General features: G+C 38.2%; 23 protein-coding genes. 14 read left to right on the plus strand and 9 right to left on the minus strand.

The window, feature by feature from the left end; all coding sequences use genetic code 11:
• Positions 1 to 12 precede the first annotated feature (12 nt).
• Both rpmG and rpmB read right to left on the minus strand, forming a co-directional pair.
• Entirely contained in the window at positions 13 to 180 is a 168-nt protein-coding gene (rpmG, locus tag J3U74_RS09735) for a 50S ribosomal protein L33 (protein ID WP_034884348.1), read from the minus strand.
• A gap of 15 nt (positions 181 to 195) precedes the next feature.
• Entirely contained in the window at positions 196 to 432 is a 237-nt protein-coding gene (rpmB, locus tag J3U74_RS09740; protein WP_220218761.1) for a 50S ribosomal protein L28, read from the minus strand.
• A gap of 300 nt (positions 433 to 732) precedes the next feature.
• Here rpmB and J3U74_RS09745 point away from each other — a divergent pair, with 300 nt between their 5' ends.
• The 7 genes from J3U74_RS09745 (at position 733) to argA (ending at position 8501) form a co-directional block, all read left to right on the plus strand.
• On the plus strand, positions 733 to 1632 hold the full coding sequence (locus J3U74_RS09745) for a LysR family transcriptional regulator (RefSeq protein WP_220218762.1): 900 nt from the start codon (positions 733 to 735) through the stop codon (positions 1630 to 1632).
• Positions 1633 to 1920: 288 nt separating this feature from the next.
• Complete coding sequence (gene aroE, locus J3U74_RS09750) at positions 1921 to 2751, plus strand: shikimate dehydrogenase (RefSeq protein WP_267329041.1); 831 nt, start codon at positions 1921 to 1923, stop codon at positions 2749 to 2751.
• A gap of 148 nt (positions 2752 to 2899) precedes the next feature.
• Entirely contained in the window at positions 2900 to 3253 is a 354-nt protein-coding gene (locus tag J3U74_RS09755) for a DUF1870 family protein (protein WP_267329040.1), read from the plus strand.
• Between the two features lie 212 nt (positions 3254 to 3465).
• Complete coding sequence (aroL, locus tag J3U74_RS09760; protein WP_220218765.1) at positions 3466 to 3978, plus strand: shikimate kinase AroL; 513 nt, start codon at positions 3466 to 3468, stop codon at positions 3976 to 3978.
• A gap of 294 nt (positions 3979 to 4272) precedes the next feature.
• The gene (locus J3U74_RS09765) at positions 4273 to 5472 is read left to right on the plus strand and encodes an MFS transporter (protein ID WP_267329039.1); all 1200 of its coding nucleotides are present in this window, start codon (positions 4273 to 4275) and stop codon (positions 5470 to 5472) included.
• 91 nt (positions 5473 to 5563) lie between these two features.
• A complete protein-coding gene (locus J3U74_RS09770; RefSeq protein WP_267329038.1) occupies positions 5564 to 6844 on the plus strand; it encodes an MFS transporter in 1281 nt (426 codons plus the stop codon).
• 328 nt (positions 6845 to 7172) lie between these two features.
• The gene (gene argA / locus J3U74_RS09775) at positions 7173 to 8501 is read left to right on the plus strand and encodes an amino-acid N-acetyltransferase (protein WP_294834426.1); all 1329 of its coding nucleotides are present in this window, start codon (positions 7173 to 7175) and stop codon (positions 8499 to 8501) included.
• Between the two features lie 95 nt (positions 8502 to 8596).
• Here the strand turns inward: argA and J3U74_RS09780 are convergent, their stop codons facing one another.
• The 4 genes from J3U74_RS09780 to J3U74_RS09795 all read right to left on the minus strand — a co-directional run bounded on the left by J3U74_RS09780 (position 8597) and on the right by J3U74_RS09795 (position 12171).
• Entirely contained in the window at positions 8597 to 9850 is a 1254-nt protein-coding gene (locus tag J3U74_RS09780; RefSeq protein ID WP_267329036.1) for a PTS ascorbate transporter subunit IIC, read from the minus strand.
• A gap of 395 nt (positions 9851 to 10245) precedes the next feature.
• A complete protein-coding gene (mutH, locus tag J3U74_RS09785; protein ID WP_267329035.1) occupies positions 10246 to 10917 on the minus strand; it encodes a DNA mismatch repair endonuclease MutH in 672 nt (223 codons plus the stop codon).
• 73 nt (positions 10918 to 10990) lie between these two features.
• The gene (locus J3U74_RS09790) at positions 10991 to 11539 is read right to left on the minus strand and encodes an NADPH-dependent FMN reductase (protein WP_267329034.1); all 549 of its coding nucleotides are present in this window, start codon (positions 11537 to 11539) and stop codon (positions 10991 to 10993) included.
• Positions 11540 to 11616: 77 nt separating this feature from the next.
• Positions 11617 to 12171: a Dps family protein gene (locus J3U74_RS09795; RefSeq protein ID WP_220218773.1), complete on the minus strand. Its 555-nt coding sequence runs from the start codon at positions 12169 to 12171 to the stop codon at positions 11617 to 11619.
• A gap of 268 nt (positions 12172 to 12439) precedes the next feature.
• Here J3U74_RS09795 and srlA point away from each other — a divergent pair, with 268 nt between their 5' ends.
• From srlA to srlR, 6 genes are all read left to right on the plus strand, one after another.
• Complete coding sequence (srlA, locus tag J3U74_RS09800) at positions 12440 to 12988, plus strand: glucitol/sorbitol-specific PTS transporter subunit IIC (RefSeq protein ID WP_220218774.1); 549 nt, start codon at positions 12440 to 12442, stop codon at positions 12986 to 12988.
• Between the two features lie 34 nt (positions 12989 to 13022).
• Positions 13023 to 14030, plus strand: coding sequence for a PTS glucitol/sorbitol transporter subunit IIB (locus tag J3U74_RS09805; protein ID WP_267329033.1), 1008 nt, complete (start codon positions 13023 to 13025; stop codon positions 14028 to 14030).
• Positions 14031 to 14132: 102 nt separating this feature from the next.
• Positions 14133 to 14501: a PTS glucitol/sorbitol transporter subunit IIA gene (locus J3U74_RS09810; RefSeq protein ID WP_267329032.1), complete on the plus strand. Its 369-nt coding sequence runs from the start codon at positions 14133 to 14135 to the stop codon at positions 14499 to 14501.
• A 10-nt stretch (positions 14502 to 14511) separates the two neighbouring features.
• Positions 14512 to 15291 (plus strand): sorbitol-6-phosphate dehydrogenase, encoded by a 780-nt coding sequence (srlD, locus tag J3U74_RS09815; protein WP_267329031.1) that lies wholly within the window; start codon positions 14512 to 14514, stop codon positions 15289 to 15291.
• A 74-nt stretch (positions 15292 to 15365) separates the two neighbouring features.
• Positions 15366 to 15731 carry a transcriptional regulator GutM gene (locus tag J3U74_RS09820; protein ID WP_220218778.1) on the plus strand — a complete coding sequence of 122 codons (366 nt, stop codon included), beginning with the start codon at positions 15366 to 15368 and terminating at the stop codon, positions 15729 to 15731.
• A 101-nt stretch (positions 15732 to 15832) separates the two neighbouring features.
• Positions 15833 to 16612, plus strand: coding sequence for a glucitol operon DNA-binding transcriptional repressor SrlR (srlR, locus tag J3U74_RS09825; RefSeq protein WP_220218779.1), 780 nt, complete (start codon positions 15833 to 15835; stop codon positions 16610 to 16612).
• A gap of 278 nt (positions 16613 to 16890) precedes the next feature.
• Here the strand turns inward: srlR and J3U74_RS09830 are convergent, their stop codons facing one another.
• The 3 genes from J3U74_RS09830 to rpiA all read right to left on the minus strand — a co-directional run bounded on the left by J3U74_RS09830 (position 16891) and on the right by rpiA (position 19664).
• Positions 16891 to 17031 carry a hypothetical protein gene (locus J3U74_RS09830; protein ID WP_267346934.1) on the minus strand — a complete coding sequence of 47 codons (141 nt, stop codon included), beginning with the start codon at positions 17029 to 17031 and terminating at the stop codon, positions 16891 to 16893.
• A gap of 673 nt (positions 17032 to 17704) precedes the next feature.
• Positions 17705 to 18946: a phosphoglycerate dehydrogenase gene (serA, locus tag J3U74_RS09835; RefSeq protein ID WP_220218780.1), complete on the minus strand. Its 1242-nt coding sequence runs from the start codon at positions 18944 to 18946 to the stop codon at positions 17705 to 17707.
• 61 nt (positions 18947 to 19007) lie between these two features.
• The gene (rpiA, locus tag J3U74_RS09840) at positions 19008 to 19664 is read right to left on the minus strand and encodes a ribose-5-phosphate isomerase RpiA (protein ID WP_267329323.1); all 657 of its coding nucleotides are present in this window, start codon (positions 19662 to 19664) and stop codon (positions 19008 to 19010) included.
• Positions 19665 to 19872: 208 nt separating this feature from the next.
• On the opposite strand from rpiA, the gene J3U74_RS09845 reads away from it, so the two are divergent.
• A complete protein-coding gene (locus tag J3U74_RS09845) occupies positions 19873 to 20778 on the plus strand; it encodes a LysR family transcriptional regulator ArgP (RefSeq protein WP_220218782.1) in 906 nt (301 codons plus the stop codon).
• The last annotated feature ends 143 nt before the right edge of the window (positions 20779 to 20921 follow it).

A 20921-nucleotide genomic window follows, 5' to 3' on the forward strand; every position in this document is an offset into this window, starting at 1 on the left:
TTAAAAGTAAAATTATTTAATTTTAGCTTCTTTATAAACAACGTGCTGACGAACAACAGGATCGTATTTTTTGATCTCCATTTTTTCAGGCATTGTTCTTTTATTTTTGCTAGTGGTATAAAAATGACCGGTACCAGCAGAAGAAACTAATCTAATTTTCTCACGTACACCTTTAGCCATGATATGGTTTCCTTATTAGTACTTTTCACCACGGGCACGAAGTTCAGCTAAAACTGCATCAATACCCTTTTTATCGATAGTTCGCATACCTTTAGCAGATATACGTAATTTTACAAAACGTTTTTCACTCTCAACCCAAAAACGGTGAGTTTGAAGATTTGGTAGAAAACGACGTTTAGTAGCATTCATCGCATGAGAACGATTATTCCCTACTAAAGGTTTTTTTCCTGTTACTTGGCATACTCGTGACATGTCAATAATTCTCCGAAATTTCTATGCTTAAGCCTTGGGCGTAATATGTTAATGGAATTAACCTCGTCAGGCTTTTAGTTTGCTGCAGTCTATCTGAGAAGCAGACTAACCTCTCACACTACACCCATAATAATGAGGTAGCGAAGTATACGCTTTTATGCAAAGATTCTCAAGTATTATCTTATTTTATGCGAAAAATAAGTAGCGACAAGGTAAATTTAAATAATCGACAAATATTGTGTAAATCTAAAATTCTCCTATACTGTCTTGGGCACAGATCAGTTAAGAGAGTTTGATGACATGAATCTAAAACAATTAAAGTACTTTCAGGTACTGGCTAAAACACAACATTACACATCAACATCAGAATATTTCTCCATTAGCCAACCTAGTTTAAGTCATTCAATTTCAGAACTTGAAAAAGAAGTAGGAATCAAACTGTTTCAAAAACGAGGGCGCAATGTCGAACTGACAAAAGAGGGTAAGCAGTATCTAACTTATGTAGAACAAGCTTTAAGCGCTTTGTCAGAAGGTGAACAATTTGTTAGAGAGCTAACCAGCGTTTCGCATGGGCATATCGGGCTAGCTTTCATCTATTCTATAAGTACCAATTACATGCCAAAAATCATTAAAGCTTTCTTAGATCAACCGGACAATAAAAATATTACTTTCTCATTTTATGAAGGAATGTCACAAAATATTATTGAAGGGTTGAAAGCAAAAAAATATGAAATTGCGATCTGTTCCCGTTTACAAGATGAACCCGATGTTCATTTTCAAAAATTAACTAAACAAGAACTGGTGTTTATAATTTCTAACGATCACCCGTTATCGAAACGTAAAAAACTCGATTTAAAAGATCTGATTAACGAACCGCTAATCTTATTTACCGAAAGGAGTGGAATGAAAAATGTCGTTGATGAGATGTTATATAAAACAGGGGTAAAACCCAATATAGCTTGTCGAGTAGAAACAGAAGGTGCCATGATGGGATTAGTTTCAATCAATTATGGTATCGGTATTATGCCAAGAGTGTTGATACCTGAAGAGTTTAACGTAACGCTGGTGCCGATGAGTAAAAACTATCAAAAAAGAGATATCTTTATTGCCACCATGGAAAACAGACCACTTTTGCCTGCGGCACAAAAATTTTACCACTTTTTAATCGAACATAGCGATGATGCAATCTTTGGCCGGTGAGAGCCAATAATTAACAATATTGCAGGTAGCATCAAATCAGATTGATTTTATTTGGCACAAATGCCAAATAGAATCAGGCTACGATCATCGCCTTGCAAGTCAGAAAATTTTCAGTCAATAAGTCGGAATAATTATTTTTTATATATTAAACATATTGTTATAAAACAAAACATTAACTGTATCTATAAATTAAGAAAAAATGATTTAATTTTATAATAAATATGCTTTAATACTCTTGATAAAGATTTTATTTATTCGCTTTAATTTTCTAACTTTCAAGGAGATTATATGAGCCAGTTCACGCCATATAGCATATACGGCATTATCGGTTATCCTTTAGGGCATAGTATGAGCCCACTAATTCATACGACATCATTTCAAGATTATGGCATTCCAGCAGTTTTAGTCCCATTTCCTACCCCACCAGAAGAAATTGCAACTCTGTTTAAATCGGTCAGATTACTTAATATAAGGGGATTATGTGTCACCATTCCACATAAGCAAACAATTATCCCTTATTTAGATGAAGTAACTGAACATGTAAAAAAAGCTGGAGCAGCGAACTTAGTTTATTGGGATGGCGATAAGCTTTGTGGTGATAACACAGATATTGTTGGCTTTATGCAGCCCCTTGAACAGAAAAAGCTACCACCAGAGTATAAAAAAGTTTTATTACTTGGTGCCGGTGGCGCAGCGCGTGCCGCTGTGGTTGGATTGCATGATCTAGGCTATACCGATATCACCGTTACCGATATTGTAACCGATCTACCGGAAGCTTTAGCCAAAGAGTTCAACCTCAAGGTTGTTGCCTGGGAAGATCGTCATAAAGTTGAAGCACAAATTATTATTAACTCAACACCGCTAGGAATGAAAGGTAAATTTGAAGATCAAACACCTTACGAACAAGATTGGTTTAAAGGCAAAGGTGTGGCTTATGATATTGTCTACACCCCTTATAATACAAAATTCCGACAAGCAGCAGAAAAAGCTGGCTGGGACTCGATATCAGGGCGTGAAATGTTTATAGGTCAAGCAAATGCGCAATTTAAAATTTGGACAGGAAAAGACCTTTCTGAAAAAGCCAAACAAGCGGTCATCGATGCTTTAGCTGAAAAATAGATCAAAAAAGTATGCATCAAACCGAAATCGTTTGGTGCATCAATAATAAATTTATACACTTCACTCTAATTGTTTAGCTCAACTATTGAAAAATAAATAGGGTGTTAGCGAGTTGTATAAATGAAAAATGTTATCAAAAGGAGTCATTATGACCAATTTAGAATTACAGGCATATCGTCGTTTTCTGATGTTAAAAGTGCCAGAGGCAAGTGAATATATTGGTAAAACGGATGCTAGCACATGGCATGAATGGGAAAACGGTTCAATACCTGTGCCGGAATCGGTGGCAAATGCCATGCAAGAACTGAAAAGATTGCGAAGTGACAAAATCAATATCATCATTAATAGCATTAATGATCGCGTCGGTAGCAATACGATTCGTTATTTTATGACTTATGCCGAGTTTAAAAAGGTCAATCCCGATCTTGACGTTATTCAATGGCGATTGCACCAATCCATAGCCACTGAACTCTATTTTCGTGGCTTAGAAAAACTGTGCTAATTGGCAACCATAATAGGGTATAGCAGATTGTAAAAATCAACGATGTAAACTTTAGTTTACAAAATTGAGCATTTTATTTTATGATTAATTTAAATAAATTCATAAAGTTAAATATTTATCAAATAAAATGTAAAATAAATGTTGCAAAATGGCAAGTGAATCACTAGCATAGTTAGCATATTGTGAGATCTGTATATCTAAAAGGACACAAAATGAATAATACAATTTTTTTAGTTGGTGCAAGAGCCGCAGGCAAAACCACGATGGGAAAGATGTTAGCCAACAAGTTAGCGTATTCTTTTATTGATACAGATTGTCATCTACTTGAAACCACACAAAAAACCGTTGCTGAAATAGTTGAAAAAGAGGGTTGGGAAGGTTTTCGTGCAAGAGAGAGCCAAGTACTTGTTGATACAACAAAGCCCAATCGTGTTATTGCAACTGGCGGGGGAATGGTACTGGCTGATCATAATCGAGATTTTATGAAAGAAAATGGCATTGTGATTTTTCTTTCTGCGCCAGCTGCAACGCTAGCGGCTCGTTTAATGAAAGACCCAAATGTTGCCCAGCGCCCCTCTTTGACAGGTTTATCGATTGTTGATGAAATGGAAAAAGTATTAGCTGACCGCTTACCACTCTATCATGATGCAGCACATCATGTTATCAATGTCGATCAGGATGAAAGTCAGATTCTCGCTCAAATATTAACAGTATTACAAAATTAATATTAATCATCATTCTTATCATGATCATTATTAAAAATGCCGCCTAAACGTGGTATTTTTTTTGATAATAAAAAAGAATAGATTTTACTAATCTTATAAAATAATTTTATGTATAAGAATAATTCTTGCGCAAAAACATGCTATTTTTTTTATAAATAGTTTAAAATCTATAAATAAATGTGACGCAGGTTAAATTTTAGCAATAAATTTGTACTTATCGCTTTCAGATTAATATTGATACTTGTATATTGAATGTAGTTAAAGTTTTCAATTTTAAAATATGGAGTATTACCAATGGATAATCGAAAGGTCAATTCATATGGAATTGTCGGTTCAATTTATGCTAATTATATTATTCAAAGTATTGCGCTGATAGTAATAATGCAATTCTCCCTAGATCTGTTTACCCAACTCAATGCCGATCTTGTTGATCTTGGCTATATCGCTTCCGGTATTGGAATTGGTAAGATAAGTCTAATGTTTATTGGCGGGTTATTATCAGATAAATTTGGGCGAAAACTGTTTATCTTATTAGGTATGAGTTGCTATGCCATTTTCTTTATCGGCATGACTTTTTGTACTAATATTCATGTCGCCTTTTGTTTAGCTGTTGCAGTCGGTGCCGGAAACTCATTTTTAGATACCGGTTCAATGCCGGCATTAACGGAATGTTTTCCTAATTCGGCAGGCTCAGCAAGCGTACTGATTAAAGCATTTATCTCAATTGGTTCTTTAGTCCTTCCTTTTATTGTCACATTTTTTCATTCCAATCACATATGGTATGGCTGGGCATTTTGGGGGTTCACTTTTTATCTCTTAATTAATTGCTTATTAATACTCCCGCAAAAATTTCCGCATAAAGACACCGCTATCAAAGGGAGTAAAGGTTCAGGGGACTATTTTAAAGCTACGCCTCGATTTGAAATTGAAGGCATTTTATTAACGCTGATGGGATTTACCACCACAGCAACTTTCGTTGTTATCTTACAGTGGTTACCCACTATCGCAATGAAAAGCGTAAATATGTCTGATGATGACGCCAACCTGCTGATTAGCTGTTACAGTACGGCTTCGATCATTTCGGTTTTTGCAACAGCATTTATCGTAAAACGATTCTTAAAACCGATCTTTTGTATCATTATATTGCCGGCGCTATCTGCCATTGTTCTGATTTTATTTTATTTCAATATTTCACCATTAATGTGCCTTATTGCCGCTATCGGCATGGGCTTTACTGCTGCTGGTGGCGTATTGCAACTCACACTGGTTGTGATGCAGCAAATGTTCCCAACCCGTAAAGGATTAGCGGTCGGTTGTATGTACACCTTTAGTGGACTGACTTTCGTTGTTATACCACGTATTGTACCGAAACTGGCAATGACTAACGTTAGTTACGCAATTTTGCTCGACTTTTTTATCGCTATTTTAAGTGTCATTTTAGGATCGATTGTTTTTTATCGGTTTAAAAAAGTTATTGATATCAACAAAATATAAATCGCAAAAAGAGACAAAATTACAAAATACTCGCCTACTTTTGTAATAAAAACTCAGGCGTTTTTACATAATTTATATAGGAAGTAAATAGATGAAGAATAAATATTTAGGCACAGCGGTTTGTATGTATATGAACTATTTTGTGCATGGAATGGGCGCAATCATTCTTGGTTTAAATATTGACTATTTAGCCGCGCAATTTAATCCGCAAGTAGCGTATCTGTTTAATATCGCTAAAGATGCACTCACGCCCGATCAGCTGAGCCAAATTGGTGAGGCAAAACAGAGTGTTTACAACGTGATGATGGGATTAGGTGTTGGTCGTTTACTCGTGTTATTTGTCATGGGAACATTATCAGATAAGTATGGACGTAAACCATTTATTGCCTTAGGTGGATTATTTTATATTGGCTTCTTGCTTGGCATTTTATTTAGCCCTAACGCTGATATTGCCTTCTTGTTTGCCGTATTAGGCGGTATTGCCAACTCAACACTTGATGCAGGTACATACCCAGCATTAATGGAATCATTCCCGAAATCACCGGGATCGGCTTCTATTCTCACTAAAGCGGCGATTGCCGCTGGTCAATCGGTTTTACCGTTGATTATGGGGATTATTATGGCAAGCCAGGGGTATTATGGTTGGTCATTTATCTTCTGCTGTGTTGTTCTGGCTTTAAATGCGCTAATCGTGCTTAAAATGCCATTCCCTAACCATAAAATTACCCCAGAAGAGGAAGTAAAAGACCTGCAAACCATTGAAAAAAATCCTGCAACGTTGAAACAGAATTCAAATAGAATGATCGAAGGAATCTGTTTTATTGTCATTGGTTTTACCTCAACGGCAACATTTTATTTAGTCTCTTCATGTTTGAAAGATTTTTCACAAACGGTTGCAGATATGGATGCCGCGGGTGCCGTTAAAGCTTTTTCTGCGTATGGTATCGGTACACTTGCTAGCGTCTTTTTAACATCAATTTTAGTTAAAAGCTTAATTAGACCTGTTTATATTGTGGTGCTCTATCCGTTACTGTCTACCTTTATGCTGATCGCCCTGTATTCTTATCCTACCCCAATGATGTGTATTGTCGGCGGGTTTGTGCTTGGATTTACCGCAGCAGGCGGCGTATTACAATTGGCACTCACCACTATGGCGGAGTTTTTCCCGTCCGGTAAAGGTAAAGTATTGGGTATTTTCTTTACCTCTTCAAGCTTTGCCACCATGGTTATTCCATTTATAATCGGCTGGGTATCAACGATGTATGGTTTGCGTTACGTTATGCTTACTGATGCCTTCTTTGCCGGTTTAGGAACGGTAATGGCGCTGATTGTGCTGATGCGTTATCGTAAAACTTTTAATGTGACAAAATAAGCAAAATATTCACGCTGAAATAGGGGTGACAGAGAATTGTATTTAGTTGATCATAACTATATTTAACACCACTATTTAAAATAATTTCTATTATCTCAATAAAAAAGCACACCACAAAAAAGGTGTGCTTTTTAACTATTGGTAATGTAACCTTATTTCGCCTTTAAACATTATCTAACCTGAACTTTGCCGAATTTCGTTGCCCTTTGCTATCGCTAAGTTAGCACTGAATATTGTCTATATTTTAACAAATATTACTTGCTAATTGGCTAAAAATGAATAAAAATACACAAAATCTGAATAAATATTCATTTTGGTGGTTGTAATGATGAAAGAAAGAACAACTGAATTAGTTGAAGGGTTAAGGCATAGCGTCCCTTATATCAATGCACATCATGGAAAAACGTTTGTTATTTTATTAACCGGCGCTGTTCTAAAAAGTAATAATTATTCAAGTATCATTAGCGATATTGGTCTACTGTATAGTCTGGGCATTAAACTGGTCATTGTTAACGGCGCTCGTAATCAAATTGATGAATCACTAAAACAACACAATATCGAACCGAAATACTATAAAAACACCCGCATCACCGATGCTCCCACCCTTGACATCGTCAAACAGGTCACCGGGCTATTACAGCTTAACATTACCGCCAGTTTATCGATGAGCTTGAATAATACCCCGTTGCAAGGTGCGCATATTAATGTGGTAAGTGGTAATTTTGTCATTGCGCAGCCTCTTGGTGTTGATGACGGCATTGATTATTGTCATACCGGTAAAATTCGCCGGATTAATGGTGAAGCGATTGATGAACAATTAAATCGAGGCTCGATTGTTTTGTTAGGACCGGTGGGAGTTTCTGTTACCGGTGAGAGTTTTAACTTAGCATCAGAAGATGTCGCAGCAGAGGTTGCCATTCGACTAAAAGCCGATAAGCTGATTAGCTTTTGTGCCGAACAAGGTGTGCTTGATGAACAAGGGCATGTTATTACTGATCTGTTTCCAATCGATGCCGATAATTACGTCGATCAAAAAGCGCTACAAGGAAAACACTTATCGAGTGAAGCTCGCTTTTTACGTGCAGCATCGAAGGCTTGCCGTAATGGTGTACGGCGCAGTCATTTAGTGAGTTATCTGGTTGATGGCTCGATTTTACAAGAGTTATTCTCTCGGGACGGGATTGGAACGCAAGTTGCCATGGAACACTCCGAACAAGTTCGCCAAGCAACCATTAACGATATCGGTGGCATCTTAGAGCTGATACGCCCACTGGAAGAGCAAGGGATTTTAGTTAAACGCTCAAGAGAACAATTAGAGATCGAAATTGATAAATTTACCATAATCGAGCGGGATAACATGACAATTGGTTGCGCTGCGCTTTATCCATATCTGGATGAAAAAATGGGTGAAATGGCTTGTGTTGCCATTCATCCACAATATCGTAACTCCTCACGAGGCGATCTGTTAATTGAAAAAATCGCTGAAAGTGCTAATCGTTTAGGATTAGAGAAAATCTTTGTTTTAACAACCCGCAGCATTCATTGGTTTAGAGAAAAAGGCTTTAATCCTGCTCAAGTCGATGATTTACCGATTAAAAAGAAACAGTTGTACAACTATCAGCGTAATTCCAAAATTTTAATGTTAGATATTTTATAATTGCCTCAACCCAAAGTCCGCTTCGGCGGACTTTTTTTACCTAGCCAATTGCTAATTGATACAATGAATATAGGCTAAATGGCGCACCTATAATATTAATGAAACAGTTTCATCACTCCTTCGGTTAGCAGTGAAAGCGTGGTAAAATCCGGATCGGCAAAAGTGACCCCTTCAACCCCTAAAAAGGCGAAAAGTGGTAATGCTAAAGCCGGTAAAATACACAATAATAACCCATTGATAAACGCCGCAATTATTGCACCTATCGCCCCGCCGGTTGAATTACCAAAAATAGCTGCCGTTCCGCCAGTTATAAAACTTGCCATAATTCCCGGAATAATAATGGGCAAACCAATAAAAGGAAAAATCACCACGCAAGCCACTTCAGTAAAAAAGCTGACGATAAACCCGACCAACACACAGTTTGGCGCTTTATCAAACAACACCATAGGATCAACGGCTGGCACACAACCGGGCGCAACAACTTGTGCAAAGCCTTTAAAAGCCGGAATAATCTCTTCGGTAAAAATAGCCACACCTTTTTTAGCAATATATAAACCGCCAGCAAAAATAGCTGACTGCTCCAAAGCAAAAATAATAAAGGTATTATTCTTCAATATCTGTTTTAAATATTCCGGTTGTGAAAATAATCCAGAGAGGCACAACAAAACAAACATCGTGATAAAAGTTGCTACATCAGCTTGCCTTAAAAAGCTAAAACGGTCGTTAATTTTAATCTGCTCAATATCGTTTTTGGCATTGCCAATTAACCGACCGCTATAGGCGCCAATCAAGTAAGAAATAGTGCCGGCATGCGCTATGCAATAATCGTTATGGCCAATAATTTTTTGGCTAAAGCGAGAGAGCAAAGTAGGAAATATTGCCATATAAAAGCCAATAATTATGGCACCAGAAGCCACGATAATCACACCGTCATAGCCCATACCTTTAAGCACCGCAGTATAGGAAAATGCCATAAACAAAATGAGATGCAGCGATAAATAGATCGATTTAAACCGTGTGAAACGGGCTAATAACAAGTTAATAATCATGGCAAAAAATAAGATAAATGCCGCACTTGCGCCCAAAGACTCCATTGTTAAGGCAGTGATAGCTTCATTACTTGGTACTACGCCATGCATGCCAAATGCGTGGGTAAACATATTACTAAACATCACCAATACGCCACCAAGTATCTTGCCACCGGTCTTAATTAAGACAAATCCAATAAAAGATAACAGCGTTCCGGTAATAATCTTCGATAATTTAGCCCGTTGTAAAACTAAACCGATAAAAGCGACTAAAGCGATAATAATCGCAGGTTGCCCAAAAATATTTAAAAATAGGTCCATATACTTACTCCCTAAACAATATTGAAACTAAAATTTATTATAATTAAAACATTGTTTTGTAATTGTGTTGGGGATCACAATTTAACGAAAGTAAGCATCAAAATGTTACAGTGCGACACTAAACAACCGGTTATAAGCTGAAACTCATTGCGACAAAAAACAATCGCAAAGATTAAAAATTGTTGAGACTAGGCTATTTGCTTTGTTATTTGGCAAGGTGTGGGGAGTGGGAAGACCTTTTTTATAGAATAATCATAAAAATCAAAAGACTAATTTTTCAGGAGGAGTGCTTAAAAGATGAGTAGTGTTAGAGAGAAAAGCGGTTAGATAAAAACAGTTAGAAAATTGAACGATTGAAGTTTTTTGGGAAAAAGCTGTATTAGGCGACAAAATATTTAATCGTTGATGACACAATTGAGGATTTGTCGGGTAAATGCTTTTTTTAGATAAAAGCCTCTTGGTCGGGTTAATATTATTTGCCCGTGTTCGCCAATTGCTTGGGTTAATGCTTTGCCGTTAGCCGCTTTCGGTCTAATTTGCAAATAAGTGCCATAACGGGCTGTAATTTTTTCAACTTGTCCTAGAGCAATCATATCCATTAATTCTTGCCAATCTTGTTTAAGTTGCTGTTCCTGCTCGGCAGTGGGTGTCCATAAGATAGGGTGGCCGACTTTACGTTCAGCAAGGGGAATGGATCTTTCACCTTCGATTGGGATCCAAAGGACTTTATTAAGTTTATATTTTACGTGGCTGGTTTCCCAAATAACGCCGTAATTTGCCATGAGCGGTGTGACACTGACAAAGGTGGTCTCTAACGGTTCACCTTGTTTATCAACCGGAATGGTTTTAAGCTCGATGCCTAAGTCGGCAAAATCCTGCTGTGCTTTACTGCCGGCATTCGCTCCTAAAAATGTTTCAAGCAAATTACCCACCCAACCTTTTTGCTTGTTTAAATTAGCGGGAATTGCAATATTTAAATATTGTGCTATTTCACCAAAGCTGTAGCCGGCAACCAGTTTGGCTCGATTTAGTAATTCTTGTTCATTTTTGGGAAAAAACAGTGTCATAAAGCAATTCTTACCAGCGAACGGATTAAACACAGTCAATTATATTGACTGTGAATGGTAAAAGAAAGGCTTATTAGCTTAGCTTTTCAATCCAACTGGCATAACTATTAATAATTTGTGAAAGGAATGCTTTGGTTTTTTCGCTAATATTACCGTTTTCATCAAAAGCAGTATTGATATTGCCGATATACGCTTCAGGCTGTTGTAAGGTAGGCATATCAAGAAAGACTAAAGATTGACGTAGTTGATGATTAGCACCAAAACCGCCGATCGCACCTTGTGATACGGAAACCACCGCCGCAGGTTTTTTCGCCCAGGCATTTTTACCATAAGGGCGAGAGCCAACATCGATCGCATTTTTAATTACTGCCGGTAATCCACGATTGTATTCCGGTGTGACAAAAATGACGCCTTGGCAATCGGTAATTTCTTGACGGAAAAGGGTATAAGAAGCGGGAGGGTTGTCGGTATCGATATCTTCGTTATATAACGGCAGATCGCCGATCTCAATGATTAATAATGATAAAGAAGGTGGGGCAATTTGTTGTAAAACTTTAGCAACTTTTAAGTTGTACGAATCTTTACGCAGACTTCCAACCAATACAGCAATTTTTTTACTCATTTGTCGACCCCTTAAATTTGAATTAAGAGACACAAATGTGTCTCTTATGGGTTGTAATAATTGAGCATAATACTTGTTTAGTGACCAGATGAATCAAGTCGACGACCGGTTTCAAATAAGAACCATGCACGGCGTTCAGCCTGGTCAATCCACTCTTCAATCAAGCTTGCTGTTGCTGAGTCGTTATATTTATCACAAATATCATGAGCAACACGCATGCGCTCGGTGAGTTTAATATTATCTTGGCAAAGTTCGGCAAGCATATCAGACGGTTCAACAAAATCAGCATCATTATCAGAAATACTTTGTAATTTTGAGATATGACCGATTGAGCGTAATGTAGTACCACCTAATTTACGTACACGTTCTGCAATAGGGTCTGTCATTGCAAATAATTCTTCACCATGATCATCTAACATTAAGTGGTAATCACGGAAATGTGGACCACTGACATGCCAATGGAAATTTTTAGTTTTTAAATAAAGGGCAAATACATCTGCCAAAACGGAATTCATTGCGCCGGAAATATCTCTTGATGCTTTTTGCCCTAAATCAGTTGGAAACAAAATTGCTTTTTGTTGGAGCCTTTTTGCAGAAGTCGTACTTTTGGTACTTTTAGTGCTTTTAGCCATATTAGATTCTCCTCTAAATTTATAATAAAAACGCTTTGTAGTATCAAATTACGCTAACTATGAAGCAAAGTCCAATAAAAAACAGCTATTGTTGACTATCACTGCTATTTTAGCAATCTATGAATCTGTAAAACTTTTAAAGTTAACTTTTGTTTTAAATATTTTCTTTCAAAATAAAAGAAAATATTTCAAAATGTGACAAAGTTAAAAGTTTTTGATTTTTAAAGTTGTTACTATTCCTTCGAAATTTAACTCAATAGGAGACAATATGATTGATGCAATTTCGTTTGGAGCCGAATGGTTCATAGGTTTATTCCAAGAGGGCGGCAAAGTGTTTGTGGGCATGGTAACAGCCATTTTGCCATTGTTAATTTCGTTACTCGTTGTGATGAATGCGCTAATTAAATTTATTGGGCAAGATCGGATTGAGCGTTTAGCGCAAGCTTGTGCCGGTAATCCGATTTCACGCTATCTGTTATTACCTTTAATTGGCACATTTGTATTTTGTAATCCAATGACATTAAGCTTAGGTCGCTTTATGCCAGAGTTTTACAAGCCAAGTTATTATGCAGCTTCTTCCTATAGTTGCCACTCCATGAATGGGCTATTTCCCCACGTTAATCCCGGTGAGCTGTTTGTCTATTTAGGGATTGCCGCTGGTTTAACCCAATTAAATCTTCCATTAGGACCGCTAGCGGTTAGCTATTTTCTTGTTGGTCTTGTCACTAACTTCTTTAGGGGTTGGATAACTGACTTTTGTACCGCCATTTTTGAGAAAAAAATGGGTATCAAATTAGACAGAAAAGTTCATCTCTAAATATTTATCAATCATTATAAGAAGGAATACAACAATGGCTAAATTTATTCGAATTGAAAAAGGCGAAGCGGGTTGGGGTGGCCCTTTAGAATTGCCGGTTATTGCAGGTAAAAAAATTGTGTATATCGCCGCCGGTACAAGACCAGCAATTGTTGACACATTAGTAGAATTAACCGGCTGGGAAGCTATCGACGGTTTTAAAGAAGGCGAGCCGGCAAAAGAAGAGATCGGGGTTGCTGTCATTGATTGTGGCGGTACCTTGCGTTGTGGTATCTACCCTAAAAATCGTGTACCTACAATTAATATTCATGCCACCGGTAAATCCGGACCTTTAGCGCAATATATTGTGGAAGATATCTATGTGTCGGCAGTCAAACCCAATAACATCCAACTGATTGAAAAGCAAAGTGATGCGGCCGATCACGCATCAGCTAATCCGCCAATCATAGATGAAGAGCAAAAATCAACCGACTATAAGCAATACGACAGCAGTAAAAAAATCACCGAACAAAGTGACGGTCTGTTAGCCAAAATCGGGATTGGTATGGGATCGGGGGTAGCGGTATTTTTCCAAGCTGGCCGTGACACGATAGATACCGTATTGAAAACAATACTGCCTTTTATGGCATTTGTTTCAGCGCTTATTGGGATCATCATTGCCTCCGGACTCGGTGACTTTATTGCCCATGGTTTAGTGCCTTTGGCAAATAATCCGATAGGGTTAATCATTTTAGCGTTGATCTGCTCATTCCCACTACTTTCACCATTTTTAGGACCCGGCGCCGTTATTGCGCAAGTGATTGGCACCTTAGTTGGCGTTCAAATTGGACTGGGTAATATTCCGCCTCATTTAGCATTACCGGCACTGTTTGCCATTAATGCTCAAGCGGCATGTGACTTTATACCGGTTGGCTTATCGCTAGCGGAAGCTAAACAAGATACCGTTCGTGTTGGGGTACCTGCTGTTTTAGTTAGCCGTTTTCTGACCGGCGCACCAACGGTACTTATTGCATGGGCAGTCTCGTTTTTTATCTATCATTAAATGGTATGAACAAAAGCACGGGGATGAATTTCATCCCTGCTAAAAGTAGCGGAAAAAATAGAAATTTTTGGATTAAGAACTTACAAATAAAGAAGGTTAATAATGTCTAATGTTATTTATCATTCAAAAATCGATCTAATCGGTAAATTTGCTCAAGAAGCGTTAGCTGACGGTATGTTAATTCTGTTTAAAAATGGCGCGCCGGCAGATTTGGCGGATTACTGTTTTGTGCATAGTCATGACGATTTAAAACACGATCTGCAAGTTGGGCAAACACTCCAATTAGGCAAGCACCTTTATCACATCACAGCTGTTGGCGATGTCGCTAACATCAATTTTCGTCAATTGGGTCACATCACATTAAGATTTGACGGTAGTAGCCAAGCGGAATTACCCGGAACAGTACATGTAAAAGGCGACATACCCGCTCAACTTTTTGTGGGTGATGAAATTAGCATTGTAAATAATTAAGGAATATAAAATGAAACAAGTTGCAGTTGTTATTGGTGGCGGGCAAACGCTAGGGGAATTTTTAAGCCTGGGGATTGCTGATGCCGGTTATAAAGTGGTTGTTGCGGATTTAAATTTAGATAATGCTAACAAAGTGGCCGAAGCAATTAATCAAAAACATGGTGCAGGTACGGCACAAGGATTTAAGGTTGATGCCGGCAATCAAGAAAGTGTCGTTAAACTGGCGCAAGATGTCGATAATACCTTTCATCGGGTTGATTTAATTGTCTATAGTGCAGGGGTGGCCAAAGCGGCACCAATTACCGATTTTAGCTTAAAAGATTTTCAACTTTCGGTTGATGTCAATCTAACCGGCTATTTTCTATGTGCACGTGAATTTGCTAAATTGATGATAAAACACAAAATAGCCGGCCGCATTATTCAAATCAACTCAAAATCAGGAAAAGTCGGCAGCAAACATAATTGCGGATACAGTGCGGCTAAATTCGGTGGGGTGGGATTAACTCAATCGCTAGCGCTCGATCTGGCTGATTATGGCATTACGGTCAATTCACTGATGTTAGGCAATTTAATCAAATCGCCAATGTTCCAATCATTGATCCCACAATATGCGAAAAAATTAGGTATTGCCGAAAGCGAAGTTGAGCAAGTCTATATTGACAAAGTGCCACTCAAAAGAGGATGTGATTATCAAGATGTGTTAAATGTATTACTGTTTTATGCCAGCGATAAAGCCTCTTACTGCACCGGGCAATCCATTAATATTACTGGTGGACAAGTGATGTTCTAGTTAAAATAGCGCGCGAAAGCAAAACCAATTGCTTTCGCCGCATCTATTTACCTTGCTTATCAACGGAGATCACCATGAATATGACAACAACCTTAATTGTGCTGGCTTTTATTGCATGGTGCACCCAAATTGTGTTTAGCTGGGTGCAGATTCGACGTTTCAATCAAGCATTTTTAGCCATGAAAAAGGGCACTTATTTGGGTGTCGGTCGTAGTCAAACCAAACGCTTTAAACCTAGAGTGTTAATTGCTTTATCATTAGATGAAAATCAAGTAGTTATCGACTCTGTTATCATGAAGGGCATTACCGTTTTTGCTTTACCAAAAGCGATGAGCGATTTACATGGCTTATCGATCACTCAAATCGATCCAATACAATACTTTCCAAACGATCTTGCCTCACAAAGTGCATTACGTGTCGCCCTTACTGCAAATAATTAGTAATAAACTTTTATTATGAAAAGTATTTTCTTTTATTTTAAAGTATAATAATTTTCGAAATAAGTTCTTATATCTGCTAATAATGATGATGGAATCTAAGCATGAAGGTAAAGCAAAGACAAACTGCAATTTTAGAGTATCTGCAAAATCATGGGCAAGTAAGTGTTGATCAATTGGTTGCCCATTTCCAAACGACCGGTACAACCATTCGTAAAGATCTTACCCAACTGAATGAAAGTGGTTTAGTTTTAAGAACTTATGGCGGTGCTATGTTAAATCGGGAGATTGGCGATCGAGCCATTGACCATAAAACTTACATCAATACCGCCGCAAAAAAGGCGATAGCAGCCGAAGCGGCTAAACTAATTCATGAAGGTGATTCAATTATTTTTGATGCCGGTAGCACCGTGGCACAGATGATCCCCATGTTAGCCCAATTTAATAATCTCACTATTATGACTAACAGCTTACATATGGTAAATGAGCTGGTGGCGAATGATAACGATCAAACTATTATCCTAACCGGTGGCACCTTTCGCCGTAAATCAGCCTCTTTTCACAGTAATAATGCTTCAGCGATTGCCGCTTTTGAATCCTATACTTTTGATAAACTGTTTATGGGAGCTGACGGTGTAGATTTGGTCGGTGGCGTGACAACCTTTAACGAAAGCTATCATGGTAGTGTTGCGATGAGTAAAGCCGCTGCTAAGTTAATTTTACTTGCCGATTCTTCAAAATTTGGCCGCCGTAGTCCCAATGTGGTGTGTGATTTAAGTGCGGTTGATACCATTATTACCGATGATAATTTAGATGATAAATATTATGATGCCCTTGTTGAGCGAAACATCAAAGTTATTAAAGTTAAGGTCGCTGATAGCTAACGGCGTAGTGTAGTTGTTCTTTTTTATAGCTTATTAATAAGCCAAATACGTGCATGCGACTATTTATTGCGGCTTTGGTTACCATTACCGTTTTTTACTTAAACACCTATGATTTCTGAAAGTTCTTGTCAGAGTTTGTGTTTTTTGCTTAAACGCCTATATTTTCTGAAAGTTTTTGACAAGGTTTTTTAATTTAGTTAAATGTTGTGGGTTTTTAGTCCGCAGGTTTCGGACGCTGTTAATTGATTGATATTTTATTTTCGGTGTCGGCGTCCGAATTAGGGGGATTTTATGCGAAATCCACCTAATAACCCCATCGCAGCACCGCCCAAAGCGGTCTTCGACTGCCTTCCGCCTTCGTTAGGTCTTAACGCACCGGCGCTGATTTGTTCCGGACAAAGCAGCGCCTCGCCAAACATCCTTGTTTGGCGTGCTAACCTCGCTCAGTTGTCGGCGCTTTGTGAAGGTGCGGGTTGGTCCATTTGTTTGTTTTGTGGAAGGTAATGGTAAGTCGTTTAGAAATAGTAGTGGAATTGAAAATACAAACTTTATGAACCCTTTTTTTTAGCTAAAAATAAAACTATTAAAAATCAATATATTGCAAAAGCGCTAAAAAAAAGGGTTTTTAAACCTAAAATTGCCCTTTATGTTTTTATAAACGATGTTTATAGTATGTAAGTTTCTACTTGAAAGCTGCATAAGCTGTTTAGAAAACCTTCTGATCTGGTTTTGAGTGACTTGATAACTTGAAAGCTGCATAAACCGTTTAGAAAATTTTGCACCGTCATACATTTTTGTTTCTGTTCTTCACGGCTGCATAAGCTGTTTAGAAAATACGAAAACTCGGGAACATATATAGAGCGCCCTTGAAAGCTGAATAAGGGGTTTAGGATGTTTTTGAAATATCTAAAACTTTTTGATTTTATACTGAAACGTGGGTATTTTCTGAAAGTTCTTGTCAAGGATTTGTGTTTTTTGCTTAAACACCTATATTTTCTGAAACTTCTTGACAAGCATTTTTTGGCTTTGGTGAAAGGTTAGCGGTTGGCATTTTTACGCAAGTGACGCTCAGTTCACTTGCGTGGGTTGTGATTAGAATAGGAGTCTGGCTCTAATTGTGCCGGTGACGTTTTTAAGTTTTACTAATAACTCTTCGGCTTTGTTTTGCTCAACGCGATCAATATCAATCACCACATAACCAATTTTTGGATCGGTTTGCAGATACTGGGCTGAGATATTTAAGCCTTGTTCGGCAAATAGGGTGTTGATTGCGGTTAGTACGCCGGGCTGGTTATGGTGAATGTTGATAAAACGGCTGGATCCTTTTGCCGGAATCGGTAATGATGCTTCCGGGAAGTTAACCGCCGATAGGGTGGCGCCGGTATCTGAGTATTTGGCGAGTTTTGTCGCCACTTCGATACCGATATTTTCTTGCGCTTCGGTTGTGGATCCGCCAATATGGGGGGTAATAATCACATTATCAAATTTGCATAGTGGTGAATCAAAAGGATCGCTATTGCTGGCTGGTTCGGTTGGGAAAACATCAATTGCTGCGCCGCTAATTTTTTCGCTTTCAAGCGCTTGCGTTAATGCTTGCAGATCAATCACTTTACCACGTGAGGCGTTAATTAAAATTGCGCCGGGTTTCATCATGTCAAACTCAGTGTGACTGATCATTTTTATTGTGGTTGCGTTTTCCGGCACGTGCATACTGACAATATCGCTCATAGCGAGTAACTCTTTGATACTGGCTATCTGTTTGGCATTTCCTAATGGTAATTTGGTTTCAATATCGTAAAAGTAAACGTTCATACCCAGTGATTCAGCTAGCACACTTAATTGACTGCCGATATGTCCATAACCAATAATTCCCAGATTTTTGCCTCGAGCTTCATGCGATCCGGTGGCTATTTTATTCCATTTTCCTTGATGTGCTTTAGCGTTCGCTTCTGGTACCCGGCGTAACAGTAAAATGGCTTCGGCCAGCACTAATTCAGCGACTGAGCGAGTATTGGAAAAGGGGGCGTTAAAAACAGGTATTCCTTTTACCGCAGCGGCATCGAGATCCACTTGATTGGTGCCGATACAAAAACAACCAATACCGGCTAGTTTTGGTGCCGCTTCGATGATTTCTTTGGTTAAGTTTGTTCGGGAACGTATGCCAATAAAACGTGCATCTTTTAATGCTTCGATCAGCTCGGATTGCGATAAGGCACTTTTATGATACTCAATATTGGTAAAGCCTGCTGATTTGAGTGTTTCTATCGCAGTCGGGTGCACCCCTTCAAGCAATAAAAATTTGTTTTCATCTTTGGTTAACGCCTGAACAACCATTTTTTCCTCTCTCTTTCTTTTTTATATCATTGTTACTTACTGCCAGCTTGCGCAATAGGCTTTATCTTAATTCTGTCACACCATTTGGCGTACCGACTAGAGCAACATCGGCGCCTTTGTTGGCAAATAATCCAACCGTTACCACACCGGCAATGCCATTGATGCGGTCTTCAAGTTCTGTTGGTGTTGAAATGACAAGGTCGTGGACATCAAGTATGACATTACCGTTGTCAGTTATCACACCCTGACGATAAATCGGTTTTCCGCCGAGTTTAAATAGCTCTCTTGCCACATATGAGCGAGCCATTGGGATCACTTCAACCGGTAACGGAAATTTACCTAGCACATCAACAACTTTTGATTGATCAACTATGCAGATAAACTGTTTGGCTAATGCTGAGACAATTTTTTCACGAGTTAGCGCAGCGCCACCGCCTTTAATCATTTGTAACTGATGATTAATTTCATCAGCACCGTCAACGTAGACATCTAAACTATCAACATCGTTACAATCTAACACTGTGATACCATAGCTTTTTAATTTTTGGGTCGATGCTTCCGAGCTTGAGACAGCGCCTTTAATCTGATCTTTCATCGTCGCTAAAGCATCAATAAAGTGAGCAGCTGTCGATCCTGTGCCAACACCAACTAGTGTGCCGGGTTTAACAAATTTTAATGCTGACCAGCCCACCGCTTTTTTTAATTCATCTTGCGTCATGATATCACCGTACTTAAGTATAATTTTTCTTAAAAAATTAAAATTTTGAAAGCAAAATTGTTGAAGATATGGCATAGTAACCAATTGGAAAGCAAAAATCATTAGTATTTTTATAAAATATGTTAATTTTAAGTTCTGTTTAAATTTTTTTGCAAAATTAATATAGCTTGACTATCCAAGCTGTGGTCAAATCATTAGTAAAGAGATTATGAAGCGTCCAGATTATAGAGCATTACAAGCATTAGATGCGGTAATAAAAGAACGAGGATTTGAAAGAGCGGCTGATAAACTGTGTATTACCCAACCTGCGGTTTCACAACGTATCAAGCAACTAGAAAGCTTTTTTGGCCAACAATTACTGGTTAGAACAATTCCGCCTAAAGCGACTAAACAAGGTGAGCATCTTTTAGGATTATTGCATCAAGTCGAATTGTTAGAACAGCAGTGGTTAGGTGACAATGAACAAAATTCAACGCCGTTATCACTCTCTATTGCCATTAACGCCGATTCGTTAGCAACGTGGGTGTTACCTGCGTTAAAGCCAGTTTTGGACAAAAATATCTTACGTTTTGACATTCAAGTCAAAGATGAAGAGCATACTTTAGAGCTATTGCGATTAGGTACCGTTGTTGCCGCCATTAGTATTCAAGCCAACCCTTTGCCTGGCTGTTTGTCGGATCGATTAGGTGCGCTTGACTATATTTTTGTGGCTTCTCCGGAATTTGCTAAAAAATACTTTCCTAACGGCGTGACTCGCTCATCGCTATTAAAAGCGCCGGCGGTGGCTTTTGACCATTTGGATGATATGCATCAAGCGTTTTTACAAGAGAATTTTAATCTTACCCCCGGCAGTGTGATTTGCCATATCACTAGCTCATCTGAGGCTTTTGTTCAGCTAGCTAAACAAGGTTCGGCGTGCTGTATGATCCCAATGTTGCAAGTTGAGCAGGAATTAAAAACCGGTGAGCTGGTCAATTTAACTGAAGGTTTATACCAAAGACGTATGCTTTACTGGCATCGCTTTGCGCCGGAAAGCAGTGTCATGCAAAATATCTCAGAAACATTGATTAGTTATGCTCAGCGAACATTATCACAGCCGCAAGATAAGAAATAATATACAAAGGGTATTGAGCTTTTTTACTGAAACATATTATTTTTTAGGTATAACCATTTGAAATATATTACTTTTGAGACATGTGCTTATGATACATGGTGCTTTACTGAAACTTTTTGACAGCGTAATATCTTCTATTAAAG

The organism is Gilliamella sp. B3892 (assembly GCF_026536305.1).
Lineage (GTDB): Bacteria > Pseudomonadota > Gammaproteobacteria > Enterobacterales > Orbaceae > Gilliamella.